Below are 13712 nucleotides of genomic sequence, written 5' to 3' on the forward strand. Positions count from 1 at the left end.
CGCACGACTTCGGGAGGCCACAACTTCGGGGATGTGGTGGCCTCCGACCAGTCACGAGGCCGCCACATCCCGGAAGCTGCGTGACCACCAGCGCCGCCCCGCGCCCCGTGACCACGCGCGGAGCGCGCCGCGCGGTTCCGGCAGGGGTCGCGGTGGCCGGGGCGCGCAGCATCGGCGGGGAGTTCGTCGACGGCGCCCTCGTCGGGTCAGCTCGGGACGTCGCGGCGGCGGAAGCCGGTCAGGCCGGCCGCGAGCAGCGCCGCCGCGATCGCGGTCAGGACGACCAGCGGCAGCGCCGCCGGGTCGACCGCCGGCGCCGACGGCACGTGCGTGTACGGCGACAGGTTCAGCGCCGCCTGCGGCAGGTCGAGCACCGCGCCGAGCTGCCCGAGCAGCAGGAACCCGATCAGCGCCGTCCAGGACAGCACCACCGACCAGCGTGGCAGCAGCCCGAACAGCGCGGTCACCACCCCGGCCACCACCAGCAGGGCCGGCAGCCGCACCAGCGCCGCCCCGCCCAGCTCGGCCGCCTGGCCGAGGGGGTCGCCGGCGACGAGGCCGTAGCCGAGCCCGGTGGTGAGGCCGCCCAGCAGCACGAGGGCGAGCGCGCCGAGCGTCGCGGCGACCACCTGGGTGGTCAGCCAGCGGGTGCGGCTGACCGCCGTGGCCAGCACCGCCTCCAGCAGGCCGTCGGTCTCGTCGCCGCGCGTGCGCAGCAGCGCCTGCACGACGTACGCCCCGATGGTCAGCGCGAACAGCCCCAGCATCGCCGCGAGGTACGCGTCGATGAGTCGCGCGCCGCCGCCCATCGCGCTGATCGCCTCGGCGGCGGCCGGGTTCTCCTCGATCATGGCGTTGAACTCGTCGCCGGCGATGCCCATCGAGAACCCGAGCACCGCCACCCCGATCGCCCAGCCGAGCAGCGCGCCGCGCTGCAACCGCCAGGCCAGCCCGGCGGGGCTGAGCAGCCGGGGCGCGGCGGTCGCCGGCCCGCGCCGGGGCGCGACGAGCCCGGCGCCGATGTCCCGCCGCTCGGCGAGGGCGTAGGCGAGCGCCACCCCGGCGACCAGCAGCGCGACGGGCAACGCCAGCGTCCACCAGCGTTCGCCGGCGAAGGCGCGGACCTGGTTGCCCCAGCCGAGCGGGGAGAGCCAGGACGGCCAGGCGCTGACCACCCGGGTGCCGCCGCCGGTCTGCTCGCCCAGCACGTCACCGGCGGCGCGGAGCAGGAAGGCGATTCCGACGGCGGCGGCGGCGAGCGCGTTCGCGCCCCGGGACGTGACGGACAGCTGGGCGGTGACGGCGGCGACGCCGGTGAAGGCCACCCCGACGCCCCCGATGGCGGCCGCCGCCGCGACGGAGCCGGCGAGCGGCAGGCCCGCGCCGGCGACGGCGACGGCGAGCAGGGCCGCGGCCAGCACGTTCGCCGCGACGACGACCAGCAGGGCGGCGGTGAGCAGCGCGTACCGGCCGACGGCGGAGGCGCCGAGCAGCTCGGCCCGGCCGGTCTCCTCGTTCTGCCGGGTGTGCCGGACCACCGCGAAGGTGCTCAGCAGCGCGGCGAGCAGGGCCAGCGTGACGTAGGTTTCGGCGACCACCACCGCGCCGAGGTCGGTGCCGGCGATCGGCCCGTTGAACGCGCGGGCGACCAGGCTGGACGCGGACGTGGTGGCATACCCGACGCGGGCCTCGGGGTCCGGATAGAACTCCTTGACGCTGCCGGCGAGGGCGTAGCCGAGCAGGGGGGTGCCGAGCACCCAGACGGCGAGCCGGACCCGGTCGCGGCGCAGCACGAGGCGGGCGAGCCGCCCGGTGCCGGTGAACGCGCTCATCGGGCGCCTGCCTGCCGGTCGGCGCCCGCCCGGTGACCGTCGACCGGCTGCCCCGCCGGCCCGGACGGTGCCGCGGTGACGGCCGCCCGCTCGTCGCCGTAGTGGCGCAGGAACAGCTCCTCCAGGGTGGGCGGTGCGCTGGTGAGCGCCCGGACGCCGAATCCGACGAGGTGCCCGAGCAGCTCGTCGAGGTGGGCCGGCTCGACCTCCAGGTGGGTGCGCCCGTCGACCTCGCGGACCTCGTGCACGCCGGGCAGCGCCGCCAGGCCGGTGGCGGGCCGCGCGGTCTCCACCGTGACCGCCGTACGCGTGAGGTGGCGCAGCTCGGTGAGGGTCCCGGACTCGACGGTGCGGCCCTCGCGGATGATGCTGACCCGGTCGCAGAGCGCCTCGACCTCGGCCAGCACGTGGCTGGAGAGCAGCACGGTCGCGCCGTCGCGCTTGAGCCGGCGGACCTCGTCCTGGAACACGGCCTCCATCAGCGGATCCAGCCCGGAGGTCGGCTCGTCGAGCACGTAGAGCTCGACGTCCGAGGCGAAGGCCGCGACGATTGCCACCTTCTGCCGGTTGCCCTTCGAATAGGTGCGGCACTTGCGTGTCGGGTCGAGGTCGAAGCGTTGCAGCAGCTCGTCGCGGCGGCGCCGGTCGAGGCCCCCGCGCAGGTCGCCGAACAGGTCGATGGCCTCGCCGCCGGAGAGGTTCGGCCACAGGTTGACGTCGCCCGGCACGTACGCCAGCCGGCGGTGCAGGGTGACCGCCTCCCGCCAGGGGTCGGCGTCGAACACCCGCACGTCGCCGGCGTCGCGGCGCAGCAGCCCGAGCAGGATCCGGATGGTGGTGGACTTGCCGGAGCCGTTGGGGCCGAGGAACCCGTGCACCTCCCCCGCCTCGACCCGCAGCTCCAGTCCGTCGAGCGCGCGGACGCCGCCGAACGTCTTGACCAGGTTGCCGATGGAGATGACGGGCATGACCCCTCCTGCCGCAGGCGGTGCAGACAACCCCACTGTACTGACCGATGGTCAGCCGGATCAACAGTGCCGCCACCCACCGGTCAGGCGCGGCTAGGCTTGCCGGCATGACCGTCGAGGCACCCGACGACACGCGGACCCGGATCCTGCGCGCCGCGTTGGACCTGTTCGCCGAGCACGGCTACCAACGCACCCCGCTGCGGCAGATCGGCGAGCGGCTGCGCCTGACCAAGGCCGCGGTCCTCTACCACTTTCCCACCAAGGAGCACCTGCTCACCGCCCTGATCGAGCCGCTGGTGTCCGACCTGGAGGCGATGCTGGACGCCGCCGAGGCGGGGCCGCCCGAGCGGGCGCGCGCCACGGTGCTGGAGGGCTGGGTGGACACGATGCTGGCCCATCGTCGCCCGCTCGGCATGCTCTTCCACGACATCGCGCTCATCACGCGCGGCGACACCTACCACCGCCTGATGCGGATCGCCATGCGAGCCAACGATCTCATCGCCGGGCCGGGCGCCGGGCGGCGGGAACGGGTGCGGGCGGTGCAGGCGGTCGCCACGTGCAGCGACCCGGTCGTCTTCTTCACCGACGTGCCCGACGAGGTGCTGCGCGCGGACATGCTGGACGGCGTGCACCGCCTGCTGGACGGCGCCCCGCCGGAGGACCTCCCGCCCCGGGGTGCCGGGCCGGGCGCGGGCGGCGACGCCGCGAGCGGGCGACGGCGACCGGGGCGACCGCGGGCGATGGGCCCGGAGCAAATCGAGGCGGCCCGGCGGATGCACGCCGAGGGCCGCCACTCGGCCGACGAGATCGCCGCCGCGCTGGGGGTCTCGCGGGCCACCGTCTACCGTCACCTCGACCCCGCGTCGACGCAATAATGAGACGATTTACGAGACATTTGTGAGACGCCGCGTTGCCGCGACCCGGGTTCCGTCGCCCAGGGTCGCGGCAACGCGGCCGTACGCGCCCGCGGTGCCGCGCCGGTCGGGCTCAGCCGTCGTGCCACATGGGCGCGGCGCGCCGCACCGTGCGGGCCACGATCTCCGGGGCGTCCAGCACGTCGACGAGCCGGCGGGCCGCCGCCACCCCGAGGGCCCCCAGCGTCGGATGACCGATCACCGCGTGGCACGCCTGCAGCCCGATCTCCGCCACCTCCCGCCTGGTCACGTGGAGGCCCCGCCGATGGGCCCGCTGCGCGGCGAGCGCGGCGCGGACCCGGTCGCGCAGCTCCGTCCGCTCGTCGACGACCCGCCGCATCACCGTTGCCGACCATCCCCAGGTCTGCGCGAGCACCAGCGGGTCGATCCGGTCCTCGCGATCGTCCGCGAGCAGCAGTTGGGCGTGACAGATGGCGAGGACGGCGGCGACGTCGCCGCTGGCGTCCGTGGCCCTGCCACCGGCCGCGTCCGCGTCCCGCCCCCCGCCGGCGTCCGTACCCGCGCCACCGGCCACGTCCGCGTCCCGCCCCCCGCCGGCGTCCGTACCCGCGCCACCGGCCACGTCCGCGTCCCAGCCCGCGTCGGCGTCGGCGTCGGCGTCGGCGTCGGCGTCGGCGTCGGCGTCGGCGTCGGCGTCGGCGTCGGCGTCGGCGTCGAGGATCATCCGGGCCAGCAGACCGGCGCCGACGGGCGTCACGCACCCCGCGCCGTCGCTCGCCGCCTCGACCAGTCGCTCCAGGTGCTCCCGGGCGGTCGCCACCTCCCCCTCGGCGTAGTGGACGACCGCCAGGAACTCCCTCGTCGCGGGCACCGGCCGGCCCGCCTGGTCCTCGGCGCGGATCAGCTCGTCGCAGGCGGCGCGCAGCTCGGGCAGCGGCGCCCCGGCGGCGACCAGCTCGGCGACCCGGCCACGCTGCGCGAACAGCGGTGACCCCGCCGGGGGCGCGAGGGGCGCCGGCACCGGCTCCAGCAGCTCCGCCAGCCGACCCCACTCCCGGGCCGCGGCGCCCACCAGCAAGGCCTTGCGCAGCGACGTCAGCGTGAGGTCGTCGGCCGGTCCGACGCTCGCCGCGCGGGCCCGCGTGACGGCCGCGAAGACGCCGAGCGCCTCCGTCCAGTATCCGGCCCGGGCCAGCTCGACGCCGAACTCCTCGCGCAGCCTGCTGCCCCGTCGCCCGGCCAGCGAGCCGGCCGCCAGCCGACCCTGCACGCGGCCGTGCCGGAACCGGTAGGCGCCGGCGCCGTGCCGCACCAGGCCGACCGTCTCGGCGTGCTCCAGGAACGCCAGCAACCGGTGCGGCAGCTGCCCGCGTACCGCGAGCACCATCCGGGCCACTCCGAACTGGACCCACGCGCCGCCCCCGCGCGTCAGCGTCCACCAGCCCAGCCCCAGACCCACCCCGGCGTACGCGAGGGCCCGCAGCGGCGGCAGCCGGGGCAGCAGGCCGGCCACCCACAGCGCCATGACACCTGCCAGCGTGCCGACGAGCGCGGTGACGACGGTCGGCAGCACGGACGCGACCGTCGCCGCGCGGTCGGCCCGGACGGTCTCGACCACGCCGGTGGCCCCGAGTTCCGCGGCCGGGGCCGCGAAGTCGACGCGTAGGGCAGACCGGAGGGCGACGACGACGCACCAGCCGGCACCGAGCACCACGCCGGCCCGCACCTCCACCGGCCAGCCCGTGAGCCCGGGCAGCCGGTCCAGCTCGGCTACGAGCGCGGACGGCGGAGTGAACAGCCACAGGGCGAGCCAGGTCAGCAGGCCCCAGAACACGCCTCGGGCGAGCCCGTCGAGCGCGCCCTCGCGGAGCGCGCCCCATCCGCCGACGAAGACCACCCGGGTCGGCCGCGGGGCCGGTCCCCGGGGGTCGCCGCCCAGCGCGGCGGCCCCCACGGCCACGGCGGCGGCCGCGACCGCGAGGTCCCCCGGGCGGTCCGCGAGGGCGGCGAGCAGCTCGGCGGTCCGCTGGTCGGTGACCATCGTGGCCACCGCCCTGAGACCGTCCCCGGCGAGGGCGAGGGTCAGCCAGACCGCCAGCCCGGTCCGCAGACCGTCGACGGCTGCCCAGAACAGCCGGGGCAGCGCGGTGGGCAGCTGCCACCAGCGGAACTCGCGGACGTCCAGCGACTCCAGGTGCGCGGCCAGGAAGGCCAGGTACCGACGGGCCGTCGCCGGCTCCCACCGGCGCAGCCCTCGCGCGCCCCGCCGGGACCGCAGCGCGGCGTCGACCGCGCGGGACAGCACCTCGTCCTCCACGGAGCCGCGGCCGCGGCTGGCCGCCAGCGGCACGAGGTCGCGCGGATCGGTGCCGGGCTGGTCGAACGCGCTGCGCGCCATCGCCACCATCAGCGGCGTGGACAGCGCCGCGCTCAGCTCCGCGTCACCGCCGAGCCGCGCCGCCACGGTCGACCAGCCCTCGGCCTGGTGCAGGGGCGCGGCGTCGACGAGGTAGTCCGCCACGTCGCCCGGTGGCAACGGGTCGATGACCACCACCGCGGCGCCGCGTACCTTCTCGCCCTGGGTGAGGTACCTCTCGTAGACCGAGGTGCGGCAGGTCAGCACGAAACGCTGCGTCGACAGCTGGTTGAGCTCCTCCAGGCAGGCCGTCAACTGCTCCTCGGGCACCTCGTCCAGCCCGTCGAGGACGGGCACGACGAGGTCCGTCTCCACCAGGTCCCGCAGCACCGCCACGCGGCGCGGGTGGCTGGGTGCGAGCGGCGTGTAGCGCCGGGCGAGGCGGTCCACCAGCCAGTCGTGGAACGTCTCGGCGGTCGGGTCCCAGGAACCGACGGGCAGCAGCACGGGCACGGGCGCGTCCGCGTCCCGGTGCGGCGGCAGTTCCCGCGCCATCCGCAGCGCGATGATCGACTTTCCGGAGCCGGGCGGGCCCAGCACCAGCAGGCGGCCGGACGGGATGCTCCGGTAGCGGCTCCACAGCGTCCCGTGGCGACCGGACAGGTCCATCGGGCCGGCGTCGCTGGACCGGCCGACGGCCCGCCACGAGGGCAGCAGCCGCGCCGTCGCCGTACGCCAGGTCACCGGGAGCGGGTAGGGCTCGTCGACGGCCCGCAGCAGGGCCTCGTCGGTCGGCTCTCGCCGGACCAGTTCGAGCAGCTCGTCGGCGGCCGCCCGGCGGTGCACCGCCGCCGCACCGGAATCCGCCTGCCGGTTGGTGAGGGTCTGGTCGAGCACGACGTAGACGCCGATGACCCCGGCGACCACCCCCCACGTCCAGTTGACCTTCTCGAAGTCGTACCGCAGCCAGACCCAGGCCGTGCCGCCCGCCGCGACGGCCGCCACGACGACGAGCAGGCCCCATCTCCACCCCCGACGCTGCACCGGATGATTGTGGTCGTCCGCGCGTCGCTCCGGCAGCCCCGCGACGGGTGGCCGACGCCACCCGGCGGCGGCCGTCGTCAGGCGGCGAGGGCCGCGCAGCGGCCGGTGGACGCCGTGGAGGACGGGCTCGCCGAGGCGTACGCTGCGGGGCTGACCGGCCCCCGCGACCCGGCACGGCCGCACCCGCCCGGCACGGCGCGGCACGGGCGGACCCGCCCCGGCACGGGCGGACCCGGTCGCGCCGGGGTTTGATCCCGTCGGGGCCGGGTAGCCGAGCCGCCCGTCCTACCGACGGGACCGGCCCCCGCCAGCGGGGTGTCCGCCACCTGCGACGCCGACGGGAGTGGTGACGGTGGGTCCGGTGCCCCGGGGATCCGGTGGTCGCTGACGATGTGCGGCATCAGTGGCGAGGCGAGGTTCGACGGATCGACGCCGGACGCCGGGGCGGTGACCCGGATAACCGAGGCGATGCGGTCCCGGGGCCCGGACGGCGAGGGCCTGTGGAGCGACGGCTGGATCACCCTCGGGCACCGGCGGCTCACCATCATCGACCTGTCCGACGCGGGCGCCCAGCCGATGGTGCGCGACGATCTCGGGCTGGCGCTGGTCTTCAACGGCTGCGTCTACAACTATCCCCGGCTCCGCGAGGAGCTGCGGGAGGCCGGGCACACGTTCCACTCCACCAGCGACACCGAGGTGATCCTGGTGGCGTACGCGCAGTGGGGCGAGAGCTTCGTCGACCACCTGGTCGGCATGTTCGCCGTCGTGCTGGTGGATCGGCGGCGGCGACGGCTGGTGCTGGCCCGGGACCGGCTCGGGATCAAGCCGCTCTACCTCGCCGAGTCGCCCGGTCGGCTCCGATTCGCCTCCACCCTGCCGGCGCTGCTGCGCGCAGGCGACGTGGACACCGCGATCGACCCGGTGGCCCTGCACCACTACCTGTCCTGGCACTCGATCGTGCCGGCGCCCCGCACCGTCCTGCGCGGCGTACGCAAGCTTCCGCCGGCCACCGTGCGTGTCGTCGAGGCGGACGGGCGCAGCCGCGAACACGTCTACTGGCGGCCGGACTACGTCCGCGACCCCGCCCACGAGGGCAGGGACGCGCGGGACTGGCGGGCGGCGGTCGGGGACGCGCTGCGCACGGCGGTACGGCGGCGGCTCGTCGCGGACGTACCCGTCGGCGTGCTGCTCTCCGGCGGCCTCGACTCGAGCATGATCGTGGCGCTGCTCGCCGAGGCCGGGCAGCACCACCTCCAGACGTTCAGCATCGGCTTCGACGGCCGCGGCGACGAGGCCGGCGACGAGTTCCACTACTCCGACCTCGTGGCGCGCGCGTTCGACACCGACCACCACCGCATCCGGCTCGCCGACGACGACCTGGTCCCGGCGGTACGCCGGACCGTGCACGCGATGACCGAGCCGATGGGCAGCCACGACGTGGTCGCCTTCCACCTGCTGTCCGAGCAGGTGGCCCGGCACGTCAAGGTGGCACAGTCCGGGCAGGGCGCCGACGAGGTCTTCGCCGGCTACGGCTACCACCAGCCCCTGGCGCGGGTGCCCCGCGACGGCGCGACGGACGCCTTCGCCGAGGCCTTCTTCGACCGCGACCACGCCGAGCTGTGCCGGGTGGTCAGCCCGGCGTACGCCTGCGACCGGGACGCCAGCCGCGAGCTGCTCGCCGCGCACCTGACCGCGCCCGGGGCGGAGACCGCGCTGGACGCGGTGCTGCGCCTGGACACCCACCTGATGCTGCCCGACGACCCGGTGAAGCGGGTGGACAGCATGAGCATGGCGTGGGGGCTGGAGGTGCGCACCCCGTTCCTGGACCAGGACCTCGTCGCCCTCGCGGCGGCCTGCCCACCCGGGCACAAGGTCGCCGACGGGGGCAAGGGCGTGCTCAAGGAGATCGCCCGGGAGGTGCTGCCGGCCGAGGTGGTCGACCGGCCGAAGGGCTACTTCCCGGTGCCGGCGCTGCGCAACGTCGACGGCCCGGTCCGGCAGCTCGTCACCGAGGCGCTCGCCGCCCCCGCCGCGCGGGAGCGCGCCCTGTTCCGCCCGGAGTACGTCGCCGAGCTGCTCGCCGAGCCGGACCGCGCGCAGGCCGCCGCCGGCAGCAACAAGCTGTGGCAGCTCGGCCTGCTCGAACTCTGGCTCCAGTCCCACGACATCCGCTGACCGCTCCCGGCACGGCCGCGCCGCAGTTCCGACCGGGAGCCCGGCGGGGGCGTCCGCCCGGTCCGGGCGGCGTCCGGGTGCCGGAGCGCGGGACGGCTCAGCCGGCGCGGGTCTCGGCGGCCAGGTGGTCCAGGACGGCACGCACGTCGTCGCCGGTCCGTGCCATGACGCGGCGCTGCCGGGTGGCGCCGTTGCCGTCCCGGCGCAACCGGACCAACTGGTCGCGTACGTAGTCGAGGTCGCCGTGCCGGGCCAGCGCCGGCGTGACCGTGTCGACGAGTTCGCCAACCAGGTCCCAGGCGGGACGGGCGACGCCGGCGCGCAGGTCGATCAGGTCGCCCTCCAGCCCGTCGTGGGCGGCCCGCCAGTGTGCGGCGGAGACCAGGCAGTCGCGGATCCGCCGGGCGGGGACCCCGGCGCGGGCATCGTCGGCCAGCGTCGCCACGAGCGCGCGGACCAGACCGGCGATCAGCACGGTGTCGTCCACGGCCGGGCAGACGTCGCCGACCCGCACCTCCACGGTGGGGTACGCGACCGACGGGCGCGCGTACCAGTAGACCATGCCCGCGTCGAGCATGATCCCGGCGTTGATCAACTCCGTCACCGTCGCCTCGTAGTCGGCGACCGACTCGAAGTGCGGGGTCGGCCCGATGCTGGGCCAGCGTTCCAGCTGCATCGAACGCCAACTGGCGTGCCCGGTGTCGCGGCCGTCGTGCAGCGGCGAGTTGGCGGTGATCGCCTGCACCACCGGCAGCCACGGGCGCAGGTGGTTGCAGACCTGGACGGCCAGCTCACGATCGGGCATCCCGACGTGCACGTGGCAGCCGCAGACCGCCGGGTCGTGGGCGACCGGCCCGAATCGCCGGGACATCGCGTGGTAGCGGGGTTTGTCCGGTACCGTCCGGTGCGGCTCGTGCACGGGCGTGGCGCCGACCGCGACGAGCCGGGCCCCGGCGGCCTCGGCGGCGTCGCCGGCGGAGCGGCGCAGCGCCACCAGGTGCGCACGCAGCTCGGCCAGGTCGGCGGTGACCGGCGTGACCATCTCCACCATGCTGTGCCGGAACTCCTGGCGGCTCTGGTCCCGAGCGGTCCCGGCCAGCGCGGTGAGCACCCGGTCGGCGACTGGCAGGCTCTCCCCCGTCTGGGGGTCGAGCAGGAGATACTCCTCCTCCACCCCGAGCGTCAGCGTGGTCGTGTCGGATGCGGTGGCAACTGCCGGACGGTACGTCATGGGCGCTCGGCGTCCGTTCCTCGGGCGGCGCGCCGGGCGCCGCGCTGCCGGATCACCCGGGTTCCCGGCCCACCGACCGGGCAAACGCGCAGGGCGGGGGCGCCGGCTGGCGGTGACCGGCCACCGCACGACAGGCCGCCGCCGCACGACAGGCCGGCCGTCAGGACGAAGCCGCCCGCGCGGACAGGAAGGCGCGTTCGGCCGCGTTGTCCGTCCGTTCGGCGGCTGTCCGGTACGCCTGCGCCGCCTCCGCCGCCCGGCCCAGCCGGCGCAGCAGGTCGGCCCGGACGGCGTGGAACACGTGGTAGCCGGCCAGGTCGAGGCGGTCGACGGCGGCCAGCGCGGTCTCCGGCCCGGCCACCTCGGCGAGCGCGACGGCCCGGTTCAGCGCCACCACCGGCCCCGGGGCGTACGCGGCGAGCTGGTCGTACAGCATGAGGATCTGGGCCCAGTCGGTGCTGGCGGCGTCGGCCGCGTCGCTGTGCACGGCGGCGATCGCGGCCTGGATCTGGTACGGCCCGGGCCGGTCCCGGCGCAGGCAGCGGCGGACCAGCGCCTGGCCCTCGGCGACGAGCCCGGCGTCCCACCGGCGACGGTCCTGCTCCGGCAGCGGCACCAGGGCGCCGTCGGCGGTGGTGCGGGCGGGCCGGCGCGCCTCGGTGAGCAGCATCAGCGCGAGCAGCCCCGACGCCTCCGGCTCGTCCGGCATCAGCTCGACCAGGAGTCGGGCCAGCCGGATCGCCTCGGCGCACAGGTCGTCGCGGACGAGCCGGTCGCCGGAGCCGGCCGTGTGCCCCTCGGTGAAGATCAGGTAGAGCACGGCCAGCACGGCGGTGAGCCGGTCCGGCAGGTCGGCGCCACGCGGCACCCGGTACGGGATGCCGGCGTCGCGGATCTTCGCCTTGGCCCGGACGATCCGCTGGGCCAGGGTCGCCTCCGGCACGAGGAAGAGCCGGGCGATCTCGGCGGTCGTCAGCCCGCCGAGCAGCCGCAGCGTGAGCGCGACCCGGGCGGCCGGGTTGAGCGCCGGATGGCAGCAGGTGAAGATCAGGCGGAGCCGGTCGTCGCGCACGGGTCCCTCCCCGGTCGGAACGTCGCGGGCGTGCAGCAGGGCGGCCTGGGCGTGCCGGTCGGCCCGGGACGCCTCCCGCCGCAGCCGGTCGATCGCCCGGTTCCGGGCGGTGGTGACGATCCAGCCGGCCGGGCTGGGCGGCGGCCCGGTCTCCGGCCACCGCGCCACCGCCACGGCGAACGCCTCCTGCACCGCCTCCTCGGCGAGGTCGATGTCGCCGAGGAGGCGGACCAGGACGGCGACGGCGCGGCCGTACTCGGCGCGGAACACCGCCTCCACGTCGGGCATGGTCAGCTTCATGGAGTCTCCTCGCCTCCCGCGGCCGGCTTCCCATCCTCCACACGAACGCGCCCGGCGCGAATCGACGAGCCGCCGGAGATTCGCGGGCGGATTTCCCCGCCGTGCCCTGCTCACCGGTCGATCCGGGCCGTGGGCCGGGTCGTCGGGCGGCCTTGCGCGGTCCGGCCCACGGCCCCGCCGGAGGGTCCGGCCCACGGCCCCGCCGGAAAGTCCGGCCCACGGCCCCGCCGGGCGGTTGGTTGGCTCAGGGCCGCAGGACCAGCTTGCCGACGGTGGCTCGCGCCTCCAGCGCGGCCAGCGCCTCCGGCCCGTCGGCCAGGTCGTACACGGTGGGTCGACCGGGGGTGAGCACTCCGGCGGCCATCAGCGCGGACATCTCGGCGGTCAGTTCGGCGAAGACCGCCGGCGCGTGCTGCGCCAGCACGCCGATGTGCAGGCCGATCAGGTGGATCTGGTGGGTGAAGTTCAGTTCCCAGTTGCTGACCGTGGCCTCGCCGCCGGCCACGCCGTAGACGACGACGCGGCCGGTGACGCGCCGGGCAGCGGCCAGGCTGGCGCGGAAGGTGGCACCGCCGACCGACTCCAGCACGAGGTCGGCGCCCCTGCCGTCCGTCAGCCGCAGCACCTCGGCGGCGACGTCGGCCTCGCGGTAGTCGACGACGTGGTGCGCGCCCGCCGCCCGCACCGTGTCGTGCTTGCCGGCGGAGGCGGTGGCGATCACGGTCGCGCCGTAGTGCCGGGCCATCCGCACCGCCGCCTGGCCCACCCCGCCCGCCGCCGCGTGGATCAGTACCGTCTCGCCGGCGGCGAGCCGGCCGAGCGGCCGGAGCGCGGCCAGCGCGGTGGCCCAGTTGAGGATCAGGCCCGGCGCCTGCTCGTCCGTCCAACCCACCGGCACCCGCGTCACGCCGGCGGCGGGCAGCGCCAGGTATTCGGCGAACGCGCCGGGCCCGGTGCCGATGACGTGGTCGCCGAGGGTCAGGTCGGTCACCCCCTGCCCCAGCGCGACGACCTCCCCGGCGGCTTCGAAGCCGGCGACGTACGGTGCCAGCGGTCCACCGTGGTAGGTGCCGCGCGTCTGCATGACGTCGGCGAAGTTGACGCCCGCGGCGCCGACCCGGATCAGCACCTCACCCGGGCCCGGAGCCGGTACGGGCACGTCGGTGACGAGGCGCATGTCCTGCGGGCCGTTCAGGGTCGTCTGCCGCAGGGCGCGCATGGTGGCGGGGATGCCCGGCGGCGGGCCGGCCGTGGCCGTCGGGGCGCTCGCCGGACGAGAGACATCGGTGCGAGAAGTCATGCCGGGAGGCTAGAACCCTGCCGTCAGCGTCAGGGTCAAGCTCCGGTGCCGTACGCCACTCGACCGCGGGCGAACACGACGCCCGGCAGCGGCACGACCCCCGCTCACGGGCCCGGGTCGAGCATGCCGGCCGGGGCGCCCGGCTCCGTGGCGCAGTCGGCGTCGGCGCAGTCCACGGCCGCGCCGGCGGCCGTCCGGGCGGCCTGAAGGTAGGTGCTCAGGGCGTCGCGGTTGCGGGTCAGGTACTCGATGCGGCGGTCGAGCTGGTCCCGTTGCCGGGCCACCTGCTCGAGCATGTGCGAGCACGGCACCTGCGGCAACAGGTCCGTCGGGCCGTCGAGGTAGGGCAGGATCTCCCGGATGAGGCGGATCGGCAGGCCGGCGTCGAGGAGCCCGCGGATCTGGCGCACCGCCTCGATCGCGTCGTCGTCGAAGTCCCGGTAGCCGTTGCCGCCCCGCCCGGGCCGGATCAGCCCCTCCTGCTCGTAGTGGCGCAGCGCGCGGACGCTCACGCCGGTCACCAACGCCAGTTCCCCGATCCTCACGCGGCACCCTCCGA

General features: G+C 76.1%; 9 protein-coding genes. 2 read left to right on the forward strand and 7 right to left on the reverse strand.

What is annotated here, in order from left to right:
- Window positions 1–206 precede the first annotated feature (206 nt).
- Together GA0070606_RS04500 and GA0070606_RS04505 are read right to left on the reverse strand one after the other, a co-directional pair.
- On the reverse strand, window positions 207–1832 hold the full coding sequence (locus tag GA0070606_RS04500) for an ABC transporter permease (RefSeq protein WP_091095334.1): 1626 nt from the start codon (window positions 1830–1832) through the stop codon (window positions 207–209).
- Window positions 1829–2800: an ABC transporter ATP-binding protein gene (locus tag GA0070606_RS04505; RefSeq protein WP_091095335.1), complete on the reverse strand. Its 972-nt coding sequence runs from the start codon at window positions 2798–2800 to the stop codon at window positions 1829–1831. Before GA0070606_RS04505 ends, GA0070606_RS04500 begins: the two co-directional genes overlap by 4 nt.
- Before the next feature lie 107 nt (window positions 2801–2907).
- On the opposite strand from GA0070606_RS04505, the gene GA0070606_RS04510 reads away from it, so the two are divergent.
- Window positions 2908–3675 (forward strand): TetR family transcriptional regulator, encoded by a 768-nt coding sequence (locus tag GA0070606_RS04510; RefSeq protein WP_091095338.1) that lies wholly within the window; start codon window positions 2908–2910, stop codon window positions 3673–3675.
- A 112-nt stretch (window positions 3676–3787) separates the two neighbouring features.
- Here GA0070606_RS04510 and GA0070606_RS04515 read toward each other — a convergent pair whose 3' ends face one another.
- Complete coding sequence (locus GA0070606_RS04515) at window positions 3788–7075, reverse strand: NACHT domain-containing protein (RefSeq protein WP_141721589.1); 3288 nt, start codon at window positions 7073–7075, stop codon at window positions 3788–3790.
- A gap of 390 nt (window positions 7076–7465) precedes the next feature.
- Between GA0070606_RS04515 and GA0070606_RS04525 the strand changes: the two genes are divergently transcribed.
- Window positions 7466–9250, forward strand: coding sequence for an N-acetylglutaminylglutamine amidotransferase (locus tag GA0070606_RS04525; protein ID WP_091095343.1), 1785 nt, complete (start codon window positions 7466–7468; stop codon window positions 9248–9250).
- Window positions 9251–9347: 97 nt separating this feature from the next.
- Here GA0070606_RS04525 and GA0070606_RS04530 read toward each other — a convergent pair whose 3' ends face one another.
- The 4 genes from GA0070606_RS04530 to GA0070606_RS04545 form a co-directional block, all read right to left on the reverse strand.
- Window positions 9348–10481 (reverse strand): carboxylate-amine ligase, encoded by a 1134-nt coding sequence (locus tag GA0070606_RS04530; protein ID WP_091095345.1) that lies wholly within the window; start codon window positions 10479–10481, stop codon window positions 9348–9350.
- A 160-nt stretch (window positions 10482–10641) separates the two neighbouring features.
- A complete protein-coding gene (locus GA0070606_RS04535; RefSeq protein ID WP_091107284.1) occupies window positions 10642–11841 on the reverse strand; it encodes an RNA polymerase sigma factor in 1200 nt (399 codons plus the stop codon).
- 256 nt (window positions 11842–12097) lie between these two features.
- Window positions 12098–13153, reverse strand: a complete 1056-nt coding sequence (locus GA0070606_RS04540; protein ID WP_091095347.1) for an NADPH:quinone oxidoreductase family protein — start codon at window positions 13151–13153, stop codon at window positions 12098–12100.
- Window positions 13154–13257: 104 nt separating this feature from the next.
- Window positions 13258–13698, reverse strand: a complete 441-nt coding sequence (locus GA0070606_RS04545) for a MerR family transcriptional regulator (protein ID WP_091095349.1) — start codon at window positions 13696–13698, stop codon at window positions 13258–13260.
- Window positions 13699–13712 lie beyond the last annotated feature (14 nt).

Source organism: Micromonospora citrea (genome assembly GCF_900090315.1).
Taxonomy (GTDB): Bacteria; Actinomycetota; Actinomycetes; order Mycobacteriales; family Micromonosporaceae; genus Micromonospora; species Micromonospora citrea.

Bases quoted from the DNA above. Each gene is read 5' to 3' on its own strand.
- GA0070606_RS04505 (WP_091095335.1), bottom strand. From the start codon at position 2,800: ATGCCCGTCATCTCCATCGGCAACCTGGTCAAGACGTTCGGCGGCGTC.
- GA0070606_RS04525 (WP_091095343.1), top strand. From the start codon at position 7,466: ATGTGCGGCATCAGTGGCGAGGCGAGGTTCGACGGATCGACGCCGGAC.
- GA0070606_RS04530 (WP_091095345.1), bottom strand. From the start codon at position 10,481: ATGACGTACCGTCCGGCAGTTGCCACCGCATCCGACACGACCACGCTG.
- GA0070606_RS04500 (WP_091095334.1), bottom strand. From the start codon at position 1,832: ATGAGCGCGTTCACCGGCACCGGGCGGCTCGCCCGCCTCGTGCTGCGC.
- GA0070606_RS04540 (WP_091095347.1), bottom strand. From the start codon at position 13,153: ATGACTTCTCGCACCGATGTCTCTCGTCCGGCGAGCGCCCCGACGGCC.
- GA0070606_RS04510 (WP_091095338.1), top strand. From the start codon at position 2,908: ATGACCGTCGAGGCACCCGACGACACGCGGACCCGGATCCTGCGCGCC.
- GA0070606_RS04535 (WP_091107284.1), bottom strand. From the start codon at position 11,841: ATGCCCGACGTGGAGGCGGTGTTCCGCGCCGAGTACGGCCGCGCCGTC.